13 protein-coding genes are annotated in these 14,638 nt (G+C 70.2%); 5 read left to right on the forward strand and 8 right to left on the reverse strand.

The features are described 5' to 3' along the window. Positions 1-14: 14 nt before the first annotated feature. Together HHX41_RS24205 and HHX41_RS24210 are read right to left on the reverse strand one after the other, a co-directional pair. Positions 15-1,154: a cystathionine gamma-synthase gene (locus HHX41_RS24205; RefSeq protein ID WP_169983434.1), complete on the reverse strand. Its 1,140-nt coding sequence runs from the start codon at positions 1,152-1,154 to the stop codon at positions 15-17. 140 nt (positions 1,155-1,294) lie between these two features. Then, entirely contained in the window at positions 1,295-2,665 is a 1,371-nt protein-coding gene (locus HHX41_RS24210) for a cystathionine beta-synthase (RefSeq protein ID WP_182907823.1), read from the reverse strand. Positions 2,666-2,785: 120 nt separating this feature from the next. On the opposite strand from HHX41_RS24210, the gene HHX41_RS24215 reads away from it, so the two are divergent. The 3 genes from HHX41_RS24215 to HHX41_RS24225 all read left to right on the forward strand — a co-directional run bounded on the left by HHX41_RS24215 (position 2,786) and on the right by HHX41_RS24225 (position 6,700). Continuing rightward, the gene (locus HHX41_RS24215) at positions 2,786-3,760 is read left to right on the forward strand and encodes an SGNH/GDSL hydrolase family protein (protein WP_169983436.1); all 975 of its coding nucleotides are present in this window, start codon (positions 2,786-2,788) and stop codon (positions 3,758-3,760) included. A gap of 71 nt (positions 3,761-3,831) precedes the next feature. Continuing rightward, positions 3,832-5,172: a PQQ-binding-like beta-propeller repeat protein gene (locus tag HHX41_RS24220; RefSeq protein ID WP_310742151.1), complete on the forward strand. Its 1,341-nt coding sequence runs from the start codon at positions 3,832-3,834 to the stop codon at positions 5,170-5,172. A gap of 310 nt (positions 5,173-5,482) precedes the next feature. Continuing rightward, complete coding sequence (locus HHX41_RS24225) at positions 5,483-6,700, forward strand: acetyl-CoA C-acetyltransferase (RefSeq protein ID WP_169983438.1); 1,218 nt, start codon at positions 5,483-5,485, stop codon at positions 6,698-6,700. A 48-nt stretch (positions 6,701-6,748) separates the two neighbouring features. Here the strand turns inward: HHX41_RS24225 and HHX41_RS24230 are convergent, their stop codons facing one another. The 3 genes from HHX41_RS24230 to HHX41_RS24240 form a co-directional block, all read right to left on the reverse strand. Continuing rightward, on the reverse strand, positions 6,749-7,159 hold the full coding sequence (locus HHX41_RS24230) for a PPOX class F420-dependent oxidoreductase (RefSeq protein ID WP_169983439.1): 411 nt from the start codon (positions 7,157-7,159) through the stop codon (positions 6,749-6,751). Positions 7,160-7,319: 160 nt separating this feature from the next. After that, on the reverse strand, positions 7,320-7,538 hold the full coding sequence (locus HHX41_RS24235; protein ID WP_169983440.1) for a DUF4287 domain-containing protein: 219 nt from the start codon (positions 7,536-7,538) through the stop codon (positions 7,320-7,322). Positions 7,539-7,723: 185 nt separating this feature from the next. Then, the gene (locus HHX41_RS24240) at positions 7,724-8,509 is read right to left on the reverse strand and encodes a Bax inhibitor-1/YccA family protein (RefSeq protein ID WP_182907825.1); all 786 of its coding nucleotides are present in this window, start codon (positions 8,507-8,509) and stop codon (positions 7,724-7,726) included. Positions 8,510-8,923: 414 nt separating this feature from the next. Here HHX41_RS24240 and HHX41_RS24245 point away from each other — a divergent pair, with 414 nt between their 5' ends. Continuing rightward, positions 8,924-10,429 carry a cell wall metabolism sensor histidine kinase WalK gene (locus HHX41_RS24245; protein WP_182907826.1) on the forward strand — a complete coding sequence of 502 codons (1,506 nt, stop codon included), beginning with the start codon at positions 8,924-8,926 and terminating at the stop codon, positions 10,427-10,429. A gap of 7 nt (positions 10,430-10,436) precedes the next feature. On the opposite strand, the gene HHX41_RS24250 is transcribed toward HHX41_RS24245, so the two are convergent. From HHX41_RS24250 to HHX41_RS24260, 3 genes are read right to left on the reverse strand one after another with little or no spacing between them, the layout of a single operon-like run. After that, entirely contained in the window at positions 10,437-11,408 is a 972-nt protein-coding gene (locus tag HHX41_RS24250) for an asparaginase (RefSeq protein WP_182907827.1), read from the reverse strand. Then, positions 11,405-12,232 carry a Clp protease N-terminal domain-containing protein gene (locus tag HHX41_RS24255; protein WP_182907828.1) on the reverse strand — a complete coding sequence of 276 codons (828 nt, stop codon included), beginning with the start codon at positions 12,230-12,232 and terminating at the stop codon, positions 11,405-11,407. The genes HHX41_RS24250 and HHX41_RS24255 overlap by 4 nt, the downstream gene beginning before the upstream one ends. A gap of 54 nt (positions 12,233-12,286) precedes the next feature. Then, the gene (locus tag HHX41_RS24260) at positions 12,287-13,024 is read right to left on the reverse strand and encodes a trypsin-like serine protease (RefSeq protein ID WP_182907829.1); all 738 of its coding nucleotides are present in this window, start codon (positions 13,022-13,024) and stop codon (positions 12,287-12,289) included. 387 nt (positions 13,025-13,411) lie between these two features. Here HHX41_RS24260 and HHX41_RS41930 point away from each other — a divergent pair, with 387 nt between their 5' ends. Then, positions 13,412-14,467, forward strand: coding sequence for a pentapeptide repeat-containing protein (locus HHX41_RS41930; RefSeq protein WP_182907830.1), 1,056 nt, complete (start codon positions 13,412-13,414; stop codon positions 14,465-14,467). The last annotated feature ends 171 nt before the right edge of the window (positions 14,468-14,638 follow it).

The raw sequence follows: 14,638 nt of genomic DNA on the forward strand, positions 1-14,638 counted from the left end.
CGGGCGCCGAGACCTCAGCCGAGGGCCTCGGAGAGGTCGGCCAGGAGGTCGTCGACGGTCTCGATGCCGACCGACAGACGGACCAGGTCCGCGGGGACCTCCAGCGGCGACCCGGCGGCCGACGCGTGGGTCATCCGGCCGGGGTGCTCGATCAGCGACTCGACGCCGCCGAGGGACTCCCCGAGTGTGAACAGCTTGGCGCGGTTGCAGATCTCGACGGCGGCCTCCTCGCCGCCCTCGACGCGGAACGACACCATCCCGCCGAAACGCCGCATCTGCTTGGCTGCGACCTCGTGGCCGGGGTGCTCGGGCAGGCCCGGATAGAGCACCTGGACGACCTTCGGGTGCGACAGCAGCAGGTCGACAACGCGCTCGGCGTTGTCGCAGTGCCGGTCCATCCGCACGCCCAGCGTCTTGAGGCCGCGCAGCGTGAGCCAGGCGTCGAACGGCCCGGCCACCGCGCCCATCGCGTTCTGGTGGTAGGCCAGCCGCTCGCCGAGGTCGGCGGACCGGGTCACCAGCGCGCCGCCGACCACGTCGGAGTGGCCGCCGACGTACTTGGTCGTCGAGTGGACCACGACGTCCGCGCCCAGGCTGAGCGGCTGCTGCAGGTAGGGCGAGGCGAAGGTGTTGTCCACCACGAGCACCGCGCTCCCGTCGTGCGCGACGTTCGCCAGCGCGGCGATGTCCGCGACGTTCAGCAGGGGATTGGTGGGCGTCTCCACCCAGATCGCCTTCGTCTCCGGCCGTACGGCGGCGCGCACCGCGTCGAGGTCGCCGAGCGGGACCGGGTCGAAGGTGACCCCCCATTCCTGGAGCACCCGGGAGAACAGCCGGTAGGTGCCGCCGTACGCGTCGTCGGGGATCACCACGTGGTCGCCGGGCTTGCAGACGGTGCGCAGCAGCGTGTCCTCGGCGGCGAGGCCCGACGCGAAGGCCAGCCCGCGCACACCGCCCTCGACGGCGGCCAGCGCCTCCTCGAGGGCGGTCCTGGTCGGGTTGGCCGACCGGCTGTACTCGTATCCCGCCCGCAGGCCGCCCACGCCGTCCTGCTTGTAGGTGGACACGGCGTATATGGGAGGAACGACGGCGCCCGTGTGCGGGTCCGCCTCCTGGCCTGCGTGGATGGCGAGCGTCTCGAAACCATGGTTCATGGCGTCGAGCGTAGCCGCCCGGCCCGCCTGGTCCCGGCGGACGGGCTGTGGCCGACCCAGTCGTCGGCCCAGTCGTCGGCCCAGTGGTTGGGTCAGTGGTCGGGTCAGTGGTCGGGTCAGTGGTCGGGTCAGTGGTCGGGTCAGTGGTTGGCGAGGAAGGCCAGCAGGTCCTGACGGGTGACCATGCCCACCGGCTTGCCGTCGTCCAGCACCACGGCGGCGTCGGCCTTCTCCAGCGCCTCGACCGCCCGGGCCACCGGCTCACCGGACCCGATCATGGGCAGCGGCGCGGACATGTGGCCGCCGATCTCGTCCTCGGACCGCACCCGGCCGCGGTAGAGGCCCTCCAGCAGGTCGCGCTCCACGATCGAGCCGATGACCTCGGCCGCCATGACCGGCGGCTCCTCCTTCATGACCGGAAGCTGGGAGACGTTGTACTCCCGCATGATCGAGATGGCGGTGCCGACCGACTCGTGCGGGTGGACGTGGACGAACTCGGGCAGCCCCGGCGTCTTGCGTCCCAGCACGTCGCCGACCAGGCCCTCCTCACTCGTCGTGGTGAGGAAGCCGTAGTCGGCCATCCACTCGTCGTTGAAGATCTTCGACAGGTAGCCGCGGCCGCCGTCCGGCAGCAGCACGACCACGACGTCGTCGGGCCCGGCCGCCTGGGCCACCCGCACGGCCGCCACCACGGCCATGCCGCACGAGCCGCCGACGAGCAGTGCCTCCTCGCGGGCGAGCCTGCGCGTCATGCCGAACGAGTCCTTGTCGGAGACCGCGATGATCTCGTCGCAGATCGCGGTGTCGTACGTGGCGGGCCAGATGTCCTCCCCCACGCCCTCGACGAGGTACGGACGGCCGGTGCCGCCGGAGTAGACCGAGCCGATCGGGTCGGCGCCGATGACCTTCACCCGGCCGCCGGAGACCTCCTTGAGGTACTTCCCGGTCCCGCTGATCGTGCCGCCGGTGCCGATTCCGGCGACGAAGTGCGTGATCCTGCCCTCGGTCTGCTCCCAGATCTCCGGGCCGGTCGAGTGGTAGTGGCTCGCCGGGTTCTCGGGGTTGGAGTACTGGTCGGGCTTCCAGGCGTTCGGGATCTCACGGGCCAGCCGGTCCGACACCGAGTAGTACGAGTCGGGGTGGTCGGGTGAGACGGCGGTCGGGCAGACCACGACCTCCGCGCCGTACGCGCGCAGCACGTTGATCTTGTCCTGGGCGACCTTGTCCGGGCAGACGAACAGGCAGCGGTAGCCCTTCTCCTGCGCCACGATGGCCAGACCCACGCCGGTGTTGCCGGAGGTCGGCTCGACGATCGTGCCGCCGGGCTTGAGCTCGCCGCTCCGTTCGGCCGCCTCGATCATCCGCACCGCGATCCGGTCCTTCACCGAACCGCCGGGGTTGAAGTACTCCACCTTCGCGAGGACCTGGGCGGGCGCGCCCGCCGTGACCTTGCGCAGCCGGACGAGCGGGGTGTTGCCCATCAGCTCCACCAGCGAGTCGTGTACGCGCACCGCGATGACCACCTTGTTTGCCGAAGCTTGTCAGCCTGCCGTCAGCCGGGGTTCCGATAGGGGTGGCCGGAACTCGGCTAATTTCTCCCTCAAACCGTACCGTGAGCATGGGGAGGACGGGTGATCCGGACGTCCGGCGCGGTGCGTGCCGCCCGCCGCATCGCCACCGCCGCCGCCGTGGGCGGAGGCGGGCTCACGGCCCTGGGAGCCGTGACGTACGGCCTGCTGATGGCCGAGGCCATCGTGGCCCGGCGGATCGTTGGACAGCCGCACGGCCTCGACGGCCCTCGGGCCGACGGCGTGTACGGCGCCTTTCCCGGAGAGCCCATCCGGATGGCCGTGCTCGGCGACTCCACCTCGGTCGGCCTCGGCATGACCCGTCCCGAGGACACCCCGGCCGTCCGGATCGCGTACGGCCTCGCGGCGGTGGCGGAGCGCCCGGTGCGCCTCACCGTGGTCGGCCAGTCGGGCGCGGCGTCGGTGGACCTCGGCGTCCAAGTGGACCGCGCGCTGGAGGACCGGCCGGAGATCGCGGTCGTCTTCGTGGGGGCCAACGACGTGACCACGGCCACCCTGCCTGCCCGGGCCGTACGGCACCTGCAGAAGACGGTGCGCCGGCTGCGCGAGGCCGGCGTGGAGGTGGTCGTGGGGACCTGTCCCGACCTGGGCACCGTACGCCCGCTCGCGCAGCCGCTCCGGTGGGTCACCCGGCGCTGGTCGCGGCAGCTCGCCGCGGCCCAGACGGTCGCCGTCATCGAGGCGGGCGGGCGGACCGTGGCGTTCGCCGACCTGCTCGGACCCGAATTCGACGCGAACCCGGCCGAGATGTTCGGGCCTGATCGTTTTCATCCATCTGCCCGAGGCTACCTACAAGCCGCGTACGCAGTGCTACCGTCTGTATGCGCCGCGTTGGGGTTGTGGCCCGAGCCGGAACCCGTGCGCGTCGAAGGATCGCAATACCTCTTGGCCGCAATGGCCGTGGAGGAACCCGGCACCGAGGTCACCGCGACCCGTGTCGCCGGCCGGGCTGTCGGCCCCCACGGACGGTGGGCGGCGCTGCTCCGCCGGAGACCCGGGCCGCTTCCGAACGCCTAAGGCCGGTCACCTACCGCGGCCGGGCCATCACCCCCTGTAGGAGCGAAATGATCCGGCCCCAGGTGAACCACGTGAAACCCGCTCTGGCCCTCGCCGCGACCGCCCTGCTGACCGGCGGCGCCCTCACCGGCTGCTCCGGCGGCGACGAGGCCGCCAAGGACTACCCGGCCTGGCACAACACGCAGGTGAACGCGGTCAGCCGGGCCACCACGGGAGGCGGCGTCGCGGCGGCCACCTCGATGCGGCCCGACGGCTCCCTGGAGACCGTCGCGCTCGACCTCGCGACCGGCCGCCGGCTGTGGGCGCACCCCGCGACGATGGTGGGACGCCTCCCCGGCATGGGAGTGCAGGCTCCCGCGACCGTGGAGACCGGCGGCGGGCAGGCCGCGGTGGTCGCGCTCGACCCCGCCGCCGACCGCAAGGGCGCCACGCTGGTGGCCAGGGACGCCCGCACCGGACAGCAGAAGTGGGTCAGGCCCGTGCGGTCCACCTTCGGGCCGCAGCGCTGCGGGCCGTACGTCTGCGTCTCCGAGGACACCGCGCTCTCGTCCGCCCGCGTCGTGGTCCTCGACCCCCGTGACGGCGCCGTGAAGTGGCGCCTGCCCGGCATCGCCGAGGTCGAGTGGTCCGACACGACCAAGGTCGTACTGCTCAGACTCGCCTCCCACCCGGTGCTGGAGGCCCGCACGATCAAGGACGGCAAGACCGTCTGGCAGCTGCCGATCGAGCAGGCCCTCGGCCCGGGCGTCGACCTGAGCGGAGGCTGGGCCTTCGGCGCGACGGGCGACAAGATCATCGGATACGTCGCGCCGTACACCAACCCCCAGACCAAGGAGACCTCGACGTTCGGCCTGTTCTCCGCGCGTCTCACCGACGGTGCCGTCGACTGGATGCGGCCGTCCGTCGTCCGCGTCTACCCCAGCGGCAACCCGGCGTACGCGCCGGTCGTCCGGCCGGTCGACGAGCAGGGCCAGTACGGCGGGTTCGCCCGGCTCGACGCCGAGACCGGACGGGTCCTGGGGCAGATCACGCCCACGCAGGTCCCCGGCACCGGCTGGTGGCTGGCCTTCCCGCCCGAGATGAACAAGCTCGGCTTCCTCAAGCGCGACGCGCCCGGCTCGGTCTTCGACCTCAGCACCGGCGAGCCGACCCCGGTGAGCGGCGCGACCGGGTGGTCGTTCTGCGTGACCGACCCGAAGCCGCTGCCGCTGCGCGGCATGACCCCGGGGTTCTACTCGATCGCGGCGCTGTGCGAGTTCGACCTGGCCACGGGCAAGCGCAGGGACTCCTCATCCGCTCCGCCCTCCTGGTTCACCGGCGGCCAGAACGGCTGGCGCCTGTGGCGCGACGAGAAGGGCGCCCTCCACGCCGTCAACGACGGCACCGCCACCACCCCCGGCATGTACGGCTGATTGCCGAGCGGCCCGACGGCGAAGCGGGAAACACCGAGCGAGCCGGAGGGGCGCGCCGCCGGTCTGGACTGAGGAGCGCGCGGGAGCGAAGCGACCAAGCGCGACAAGGGCTGTGCCCCTGGCGCGCCTCCGGCACGACCCCGCCGGGAGTGAGCGCCCCGACGAGCGAAGCGGGAAACACTGTGCATTAGTACAAAGTTCTGGTGAGTGGGGTCCGGGGCGTGGCGGGCGGCGTACCGAAGGGTAACCTCCGGGGAGGAGGCCCCCCGAACCCTGGGTGGAGGGGCCCGAGATCAGGCAGGAGAGTCACATGCCCGAGGCAGTCATCGTGGCGACCGCGCGGTCACCGATCGGCCGCGCCTTCAAGGGGTCACTCAAGGACATCCGCCCGGACGACCTGACCACGCAGATGATCCGCGCCGCACTGGCGAAGGTGCCGCAGCTCGACCCGAACGACGTTGACGACCTCATGCTGGGCTGTGGGCTCCCCGGCGGCGAGCAGGGCCACAATCTGGGGCGCGTGGTGTCCGTGCTGCTCGGGCTCGACAACGTGCCGGGCACCACCGTGACCCGTTACTGTTCCTCCTCCCTGCAGACGACCCGGATGGCGTTCCACGCCATCAAGGCGGGCGAGGGCGACGTTTTCATCTCGGCCGGCGTGGAGACGGTCTCCCGCTTCGCGCACGGCAGCTCCGACATGCCGCAGGCGCAGAACCCGCTGTTCGACGAGGCGAAGGCGCGGACGGAGGAGACCGCGAAGGGCGGGGCCCCCGTGTGGCACGACCCGCGCGAGGACGGCGTGCTGCCGGACGTCTACATCGCCATGGGCCAGACGGCCGAGAACGTCGCGGCGCTGAAGGGCGTCTCGCGGCGTGAGCAGGACGAGTTCGGCGTGCGCTCGCAGAACCTCGCGGAGAAGGCGATCGCGAACGGTTTCTGGGAGAGCGACATCACCCCGGTGACGCTCCCTGACGGCACCGTGGTGAGCAAGGACGACGGCCCCAGGGCCGGCACGACGTACGAGGCGGTCTCGCAGCTCAAGCCGGTCTTCCGGCCGGACGGCACGGTGACGGCGGGCAACTGCTGCCCGCTGAACGACGGCGCCGCCGCGGTGATCGTCATGAGCGACACCAAGGCCGCCGAGCTGGGCATCACGCCGCTCGCCCGGATCGTGTCGACCGGTGTCACCGGCCTGTCCCCCGAGATCATGGGGCTGGGCCCGATCGAGGCGTCGCGGCAGGCCCTCGCCCGCGCGGGCATGTCGATCGGCGACGTCGACCTGGTCGAGATCAACGAGGCGTTCGCCGCCCAGGTGATCCCCTCCTACCAGGAGTTGGGCATCGACGTCGAGCGGCTCAACGTCAACGGTGGGGCGATCGCGGTGGGCCACCCGTTCGGCATGACCGGTGCCCGCATCACCTCCACGCTGGTCAACAGCCTCCGGTTCCACGACAAGTCGATCGGGCTGGAGACCATGTGCGTCGGCGGCGGCCAGGGTATGGCGATGGTGCTGGAGCGGCTGTCCTGAGCGACGGGGTTGACGCCGGTCCCGGCCCGCGCCGGGACCGGCGCCACGTCAGCCGTGGTAGTCGGGGCCGGCGCGGGTGGGTTCGACCTGGATGATCACGCGCTTGTCCCGGATCATCACGGCGCGGTAGTCGTCCCAGTCCGGGTGCTCACCGCTGATGTCGCGGTAGTACTGCACCAGATGCTCCATCGCGTCCGGCAGCGAGATGATCCGAGCGGTGCCCTCGATCTGCATCCACTCGCCGTAGAAGGCGTCGGTCATCACGGTGAGCACGACCTGGGGGTTCTCCCGCAGGTTGCGGGTCTTGACGGCCGTCTCGCGACTGCTGATCACGATATGGCCGTCCTTATCGCAGCCGACGGTCACCGGGGAGGTCTGCGGTCGTCCGTCCGGATACCGGGTCAGCATGACCGCTCGGTGGTTCTTCCTGACGAACTCACGCGCCTTGTCGAGATCCATAGAACAATGATGCGCCCGCACCGGACCGGTGCGGGCGCTCACTGATGCTCGAGGTGCTCAGTGCTGCTCGAGATTGAGAGCCGAGCGCTGCTGCTCGGCGGGTCGCTGCTGGTGCTGTGTGCACGGGAAGGCACTGCCCCCTCCCGCGCTCCGGTGTTCGCTAGAAGCGACGGCGCCGCTCGTGCTCGAGGACGATCGCGGCGGCGTAGCCGTGGCTCAGCCCGTGCTCGTCGGCGAGCCAGTTGGCCCGCTCGTCACAGCGTAGGAACGACGGGCCGTTGTCGATGGCTTCGAACCACTCTGGGAGTTCTCGCCCGGTTATGGACGGGACACGGGCGATCAGCTTGTTCTGGGTCTCCGGTGAGTGGTTCAACGACATGGGCACCTCCACGGAAAAGGCGGCTTTGTGTCACGATGCATCACCGGTCCGCGATTGACAAGCCCTCAGCGGCATAGATTTGTTACAAGATGTTGATCGAAAGTTACGGTACCGATCACCGGATCCTGCTATAGCACGACAAAGGCGCCGCCCCCGAAGGAACGGCGCCCCTTTCGCCCGTACGGCTAGTCGTTGCTCGTGAAGTAGCTGATGAAGCGGAGGATCTCCAGGTAGAGCCAGACGAGGCTCAGGGTCAGGCCGAACGCCATCAGCCACGAGTAGCGCTCCGGCACGCCGGCACGCACCCCCTGCTCGATCTCACTGAAGTCGAGCAGCAGGAAGAAGCAGCCCAGCAGGATCATGGCGGCGCTGAAGATCCAGCCGATGGGGCTGTCGGTGCGCAGGCCGAGGCCACCGCTGACGAAGATGCTCGCGATCCAGTTGATCAGCATCAGGCCGACCGCGGCGAACCCGGCGGCGAGCACGAACTTGGCGAACTTCGGCGTCGGCCGGAAGATCTTCAGTGCGTACACCGCGAGCGTGCCGCCGAAGGCCACCATCGTGCCGAGCACGGCCTGCAGGACGATGCCGCTGTAGAAGGTCTCGTACATGTGGCTCAGCACACCGATGGCGATGCCGTAGCACACGGAGTAGCCGAGGATCAGCGCGGGGTTCGTGCTCTGCTTGAACGACACGATGAGCCCGAGGATCAGGCCCACGATCATCGCCGGCGCCGCGAGCCCCCAGCCGAGGTTGAAGTACCAGGCCAGGGCCGCCGACACGACGAGCGTGCCGAGGGTCATGAAGCCGCGCACCACGACGTCGTCGATCGTCATGGTCCGCGCTCCCGGGGGAGCGTACGAGGGCGTGGCGTACATCTGGTTCAGCTGCTGAACGCTGGGCGTCGGACCGGCCCACGCCTGCTGACCAGCCGCCCCGCGCCGACTGAATATGGGGTTCTTACTCTCCATTCGCTTCCTCCAGGACGCGACTCACTGATCAGCCGCTGCGCGGCCTAGTGGGGATGGTGCCCGAGGAGCGGTGCCCCCACAAGTGGGAGCGCCACTCCACCACAGTGGGAACGATCAGGATTTCGTGGGAGTTCCCGCCGGCACCCAGGTAAATACGCCACTCCTCGCCAAGCAGAGTACCAACTTGAACAGTTCCTTTACTTGATACCTTCAAGTCTAGTGCTAACGTGGTGCGGAGCCGACAAGTAGCGGCCTGACCAGGCAGAACGCCCTAGTGACCACTCCGCCTGCCGTTGCGAGCCTCTCATCCCGAAACAACCGGCACAGCGAGCCGTCCGGACGGCCACCTCGATCACACGGATACCGCCGCCCGCCCGGAGTGCCCAGGGAAGTGCCATCGCAAGGAGGACGGCGATGAACGTCAGAGGCCCAGCGTTACTGCGGTGGTTCCGGCCTCATTCCATCCGAGGGCGTATCACCGTCCTCGTCACCTCTCTCGCCACCCTGCTGCTGATCCCCACCGGGATCCTGGGCAGCGTGCTGGCCAGGCAGGCGTTCGCCACCGCGGTCTGGCTCGACGCGCGGCAGGAGGCCGCGCTCACGGCCGCCGCATGGCGCACCGGCCATCTGCGGGACATCATCACTCCGCAGGTGGCCGGGATCAGTCTGGTCCAGGTGGTGGCTCCGAACCGGCGGGTGCTCGCCGCGTCGCCCGCCGCCCGGGGGATACCTCCGATGAGCTCCTTCTGGCCGTCTCAGCAGGATCCGATGCAGGACCTGCAGGCCTGTGCGCACGACGGGATCGGCTGCCTGCGCCTGTCGGCGCTCCGGGTGACGCCCGGGCCCGACTCCCCCGTCGTCTACGCGGGACGTCCGATCGACGGCTTCACTCCCGTCGCGATGTTCGACCTGCTCTTCACCGTGGAGGTCGCCGCGCTCGTGCTGCTCACCGCCTGGGCCACCTGGAAGGTCGCCGGACGCACCCTGCGGCCCGTGGAGGCGATCCGCAGCGACCTGGCCGCCGTCAACGTGCACGACCTGGACACCCGGGTGCCCGTACCGACCGGGGACGACGAGATCGCGCGGCTCGCCCGCACCGTGAACAGCACGCTCGCCCGCATCGAGCAGGCGAAGCTGACCACCGAGCGGGCGTTGCGGCGGCAGCGCGAGTTCGCCGCGGACGCCTCACACGAACTGCGCACTCCGCTCGCCGGCCTGCGCACGCAACTCGAGGAGGCGCAACTGCATCCCGACGAGACCGATCTGCGGTCGCTGCTCCGGGACGCGCTGCTCGACGTGGAGCGGCTGGAAGTCATCATCGACGACCTGCTCCTGCTGGCGAAGGTGGGGGCGACCGCCCCCGACCGCAAACCCGTGGACGTCTCGGCGCTGGTCAGGGACGAGGTCGCCCGCCGGGCGGACCGCATCCCCGTGCGCCTTCAGCTGGCGGACGGGGTCAGGATGCACGCCGCGCCGCGCCACCTCGCCCGCCTGCTGACCAACCTGCTCGACAACGCGCAGCGGCACGCCCGGAGCGTGGTCGAGATCGGGCTCCGGCGTGACGAGGGCTTCGTCGAGTTGTGGGTCGGCGACGACGGCCCGGGCGTCCCGGCACCCGAACGAGAGCGGATCTTCGAGCGGTTCGCGAGGTCGGACACGGCACGCAGCCGGGGCCACGGAGGCACCGGACTCGGCCTGGCCATCGCCCGCGACATCGCCCGCGCCCACTGCGGCACGCTCGTGGCCGGCGAGTCGCCGTACGGCGGCGCCATGTTCGTGCTGTGCCTGCCGGTCTCCGGCTGCCCGCCGAACACCGACGCCACGGCCGCGCACGCCGGGAGCCGCCGCGCCCCCAGCCCGTACGACGAAGCCGCACAGCTGGAGATGGCGCCGGGACCGGTGAACGAGGGCCACGCATGACAGCGGGTCAGAGGCGGGCGAACCAGTCCCGTACGGCCTGCCGCCCGCCTCCGCCGAGCGCCACCATCAGGGCGGACCGGGCCTTCACGGCGGCCAGCCCGCGCGCCCCGATGGCGCCGACCTTCGCGGCCAGCCCCAGCCCCAGCGGCAGGTCCTCCAGCGCGACCGGCCGAGTGTGGCACCGCGAGGCGACCACCACGGGGATGTCCCACTCCGCCAGTTCGCCGATGGTCGCGTACAGGGTGACCGGGACGTTCCCGGCGCCGGTGCCCTCCAGCACGACACCCCTGGCGCCGGCGTCCACGACGGCCGTGAGGAGCACGGGATCCATCTCCGGGTACGTCTTGACCAGTGCGACGTGCGTCTCGGGCTCCCCCCGCGCGGCCGGGGGCCGTGGCGGCGGCGTGGCCGTCAGCTCGGCCCGCCCGTCCACCACCCGGCCGAGGATCGGCGCGGGAGCGGAGGACATGGCCGCCACGCCCGTCGCGTCGGTCATCGTGACCCAGCGGGCCGCGTGCACTTCGTCGTTGACGCAGACCACCGCACCGGCGCCGCGGAGAGCGGGATCGGCGGCGGCGACCAGGGACGACGCCAGGTTGCGCGGGCCGTCGCTCGACAGCTCGTCCAGCCCGCGCACGGCACCGGTCAGCACGATGCCGCCGCGCGTAGCGGCGGGCCCGGCGAGCAGGTCCGCGAGAAAGGCCGTCTCCTCGATCGTGTCCAGGCCGTGGGTGACGACCACGCCGTCGAACCCCTCGTCGAGCAGGGCCGAGCGGGCCCGCCGGGCCAGCCGCAGCATCGTGGAGGGCGAGGTGTCCCAGCTCGGCTCGGCCTGGACGTCCTCGGTCACCACCTCCACGCCGAGGTCGCCCGGCAGGGCCGCCAGCAGGTCGGCGGCCGTCGCGAGCCCGGGGCGGCGGGTGCGGCGGGCGTACGCCATGACGTCGCCCGTGGCGACCAGCAGCACGCGTCCGGTCACGAGGCACCGTCCTCGGCGGGCGCGGCGACGCCCGCGTGCTGCTCGAGCCGCTCGACGCGCCGCAGAAGCGGAGCGATCTCCTGCCGGACGACCGCCGCCACGATCTGCGCGGCGTTCTGCGGAACGTTCTGGGTGGCGCTCTGAGCGATATCCTGAGAGGCGCCCTGTCCCTGGGCCCGTAGGTGGACGTAGCCGGCGAGCGCGGCGGTGACCGCGCGCCGCGTGAGGCGGGGCTCGGCGCCCCTGGCCCGCAGCACCTGCCCGGCGACCCCGTCGGGCTCCGTGACCAGGCCGAGCAGCAGGTGCTCGCACCCGATGTAGTTGTGCCCCAGCGCGTGGGCCTCGGTGACCGCCAGTTCGAGGGCGTTGGCCGCCGCCGTGTCGAAGCGGCTCGGACCGTCCTCCCGCGCTCCCCCGTCCCCGGCCTGCCCGGGACCCACCGCCCCGGCGGGTGCGGACGACCGGTGGCTCGCGAGGTCGCGTTCGAGCAGAGCGGGCTCGATCTCGATGGCGCGCAGGACGTGGAGGGCGAGGTTCTGACCCTCGGCCAGCATCGCGGCGAGCAGATGCTCGGTGCCGATGCCGGAGGCGTCCTCGGCCCTGGCCCGCTCCAGCCCCAGCCGGAGGACCGCGCGGGTCCTGGGCGTGAAGTGCGACAGGCGGGGGTCGTCGATCTCGAATTCGCCGAGGACGCTCTCCCGGATGGCGGCCACCCGGCGGACCGCCTGCTCCAGCGCGCGCTGGCAGATCGCGGAGACCGGAAGCGCCGCCTCCTTGACCGCCTCCGCGAGATCGTCCGGCAGGTAGACGTTGATCTTAGGCATGCCCCATTGATACCCCCAGTGGGGGCATATGTCTATAACCCCAATTTGGCGGCGTCAGGGGAGCGCGACGTACTCGCCGAGGAACTTCCGGGCCGATGGCGTGTCCAGGCGGTAGTCGAGGTTGGTGAACCGGCAGGCGTCGTCCACCCCGCTGATCGTCGTGGCCACGAGCAGCTTGGAGTCGGAGCCGCCGAGATAGTTGGGGCCTCCCGAGTCGCCGTAGCAGGTCCCGCCTTCCTCGCGCGAGGGGTTCGGCGACAGTTCGAGCCACCTGCCGCGGAGGCGTTTGAAGGAGATGGACGTTTGGCTGCGCGTGTCGGTGTAGTGGAACCGCCATCCGTGCGCCTTCTTCGTCGGGTCCACCGAGCCGTAACCGACCGGGGTGAACCGCGCGGTCTCCAGAGTGCCCTCGGCCTCGAGCCGGTCGAGCAGGCCCAGAGAAGGCAGCGTGGCCGGCGTGATGCCGGGGACGGGGTCGGAGAAGACGACGACCGCCATGTCGTGAAGTTCGCTCTTGCCGGTGTAGCGCGGGTCGGGCACGTAGCGCCCGGTGTAGAGCTTGTTTCCGGCCTGGTAGTGCCCGGCGAAGGAGACCCGTGCGGTCTTCTGCCCCTCATGTCCGCAGTGGGCGGCCGTGAGGAAGACGGTCGGCGAGATGAGAGTGCCGGTGCAGTACGCCCAGGTGCCGTCGCGTTCCGGCTTGTCGCCGATGAGGGCGCCAACTTCCGGGTGATCCGCATGATCGACCGAGCCATGGGTGATGGCCGATGCCGGCGAGACGGTACCCGCCACCAAACCGGCAATAATCATGACAAAAGGGACAAAACGCATGCACAAATGTATCCGAGCATGGGTTCCGTATGGCAAACGCCCGGAGAAGATCTACCGCGTGCCCGTCAGGCCCGGGCTACGCGCGTCACCGGCTGCCCAGGCCGCGGATCACCGGCTTCTCGTGCTGGAACCCCGCCCCCGCGCACCCTCTGAACTGGCGCAACCGCTCTCGGGCGCGCCCCTTGCCGTCGTCCCAGGCATGCATGGGGCACAACACGCTATCGACGCGGTGACTCGCTCTCGGCACAGCTCGTATTCGACATAGGGTGGGCGGCTTGAAGCCGTAGGGGATCTTGGGCCGTACTCGAACCCTGTAATGGCTTGCCCATCCACACCCGAATGAGGGGTGTGAAGCGAATCATGTTCACGGCCGGGCGTGGGCCGTTCCGGCGCCGCTCCTCGATTCCGGCTCTGACGGCCGAAGAAGTGGCCACCCTAACGCCGAAGGACCGCGAGGAGTTGCGGTATCAGCAAGTCCAGGGCCGCTTACAGGTGGTGAGTACCCTCACGGTGGTGCTCGGTGTCGTGTTCACGGCCCTGGGATTGATCTATACGGCGAGAACTCTCGAAGCCATACAACAAGCACAGATAACAGACCGATACGCGAAATCCGTCGAGCAACTGGGAAACAAGGATTCCCTTGATTCGCGCATTGGCGCGATCTATGCGTTGGAACGGCTGGCGACAGACTCCGCGCGAGATGGAGAGACGATCGCCGAGGTCTTGTCTGCCTTCGTTCGTGAGCACATTCGCAAGTACGCCCAGGGAAAGCGCGAGGCGGCACCCGTTCCCGAGAGCGACGTCCTCGCTGCGCTCAGCGTCCTCGCACGGCGTCTGAATCCGGCCCACAAGTGGTCGATGGACCTGCAGGGGCTCGATGCGCATGGGCTCGATCTGAACGGTCTGGATCTTCGCCGGGCTGACCTGAACCACGCGCGCATGTCCGACGTTCATCTGGAGGGCGCACGTCTGGAGCAAGCCCGACTCGAACAGGCGGACCTCACGAAATCGCATCTCGGAAACGTCCACCTGGACGGCGCTGACCTGCGCGGTGCCCGACTCATCGAGGCCTACGCGGGAGGCGGCGCGCTGCCAGGGGCGGACCTTCGCGACGCCTACCTGGGCGAGGCGCACATCAAGGGGGCGGACATGCGACGTGTGCGACTCGACGGCGCCGACCTGAACGGCGCCGTGCTGAGTGGCTCCGATCTTACCGGTGCCACCGTGACGGGCGCCGACCTCACCGGAGCCGACCTCACCGACGTGAAGCTCATCAACGCCCACCTGGATGACGCCAACCTCATTGGCGCCTTCTTATACGGAACCGATCTCCGCGGCGTGACCGGAATCGACCCGGCCGAGGTGCGCCGGATCGCCAAGACCAACGCCACGACCAGGTTCTGATGTCACAGGGCATTTACTGCGGGCGGGACCGGCGACTGGCTGACGTACACAGTGAGAATGGGCTTGGACGTCACCGGGCGGGACCTGACCCATATGTACACAGACCCCGTGTCCTCCTCGCGATTTGTCGGTCTCGCTTGGTGACGTCTGTAATGCACGCGGCCGGACGAG

The organism is Microbispora sp. H13382 (assembly GCF_014161445.1).
Lineage (GTDB): Bacteria > Actinomycetota > Actinomycetes > Streptosporangiales > Streptosporangiaceae > Microbispora.

Coding starts and splice junctions, on each gene's coding strand:
- HHX41_RS24205 (WP_169983434.1), bottom strand. CDS start 1,154: ATGAACCATGGTTTCGAGACGCTCGCCATCCACGCAGGCCAGGAGGCG.
- HHX41_RS24225 (WP_169983438.1), top strand. CDS start 5,483: ATGCCCGAGGCAGTCATCGTGGCGACCGCGCGGTCACCGATCGGCCGC.
- HHX41_RS24230 (WP_169983439.1), bottom strand. CDS start 7,159: ATGGATCTCGACAAGGCGCGTGAGTTCGTCAGGAAGAACCACCGAGCG.
- HHX41_RS24235 (WP_169983440.1), bottom strand. CDS start 7,538: ATGTCGTTGAACCACTCACCGGAGACCCAGAACAAGCTGATCGCCCGT.
- HHX41_RS24240 (WP_182907825.1), bottom strand. CDS start 8,509: ATGGAGAGTAAGAACCCCATATTCAGTCGGCGCGGGGCGGCTGGTCAG.
- HHX41_RS24245 (WP_182907826.1), top strand. CDS start 8,924: ATGAACGTCAGAGGCCCAGCGTTACTGCGGTGGTTCCGGCCTCATTCC.
- HHX41_RS24255 (WP_182907828.1), bottom strand. CDS start 12,232: ATGCCTAAGATCAACGTCTACCTGCCGGACGATCTCGCGGAGGCGGTC.